Genomic DNA, 824 nt, shown 5'->3' on the forward strand with positions numbered 1-824 from the left:
CGTTAGAGTTCACCACCATGAAGAAATTGGCCTTAATTATGAGTTTACTTTCTATGTTCAGCTTCGCTAAAGCCGCGGAATATTCTGAGGGCCAGGTCTGGTCTTATAAAACAAGAATTGGTGAAGAGAAATCAACGGTTCTAATTAATAAAATTGAGGCAAATGAAAAGTTAGGAAAAATCTATCACATTAGTCTCAACAAAGTTAAAGTTAAGAACCCTCATATAGCTGGCGGCTTTTCAAGTGAGCTACCTCATTTTCCGGTCTCTGAAGAAACTTTAAAGAAAAGCCTTCTTAAACTCGTCGGTAACGCTGCTCCAAATCCAGACTATATAGAAGGCTACAACACTTGGAAATCTGCTTTTGACGCAGGAGAGGCTGGTATATTTACTATATCCGTAGCTGAGATCGTTGGGTTCATTGAAGATACAATCGATAAATGAGAACAAACTCTAACAAAGCAATTAAAAATCGCCCACAAAAAGCGTGGGCTGGACTCGCTAACGCTCGCCTTTTATTGCGGCGTTAGCAAGTTTCTTCTTATTAAGGTTAAACAAGGATTGTTTATAAATTCTCACCTTGTTTATCTTTCAAAGAATACGGTTTTAACTAATGTAAAAATCGTCAGGTAAGTTTTCACTATTCTTGGCGTAACTTTTTAAGTAAAGTTTATTAATTGCGGCAATTGGTAAGTTAAGGGCAGTTAGGCGGTAAACCGCTAAAATTTGTAATCTCTTGCTAACAAGCTGCTCAAGCGGACTCATAACAGTTGGCTGTGTTCGTTTCACTCACAAGTTTAGCCAACTGTTATTCGCCGCTTAGCA

General features: G+C 38.3%; 1 protein-coding gene. It reads left to right on the forward strand.

Annotated elements, in window-relative coordinates:
- Nucleotides 1-443: hypothetical protein (locus tag I4W93_RS20210; RefSeq protein WP_224673587.1), on the forward strand; the 443-nt coding region annotated here is incomplete at its 5' end.
- Between the last annotated feature and the right edge of the window lie 381 nt (nt 444-824).

The organism is Rheinheimera maricola, assembly GCF_016918075.2.
Lineage (GTDB): Bacteria > Pseudomonadota > Gammaproteobacteria > Enterobacterales > Alteromonadaceae > Alishewanella > Alishewanella maricola_A.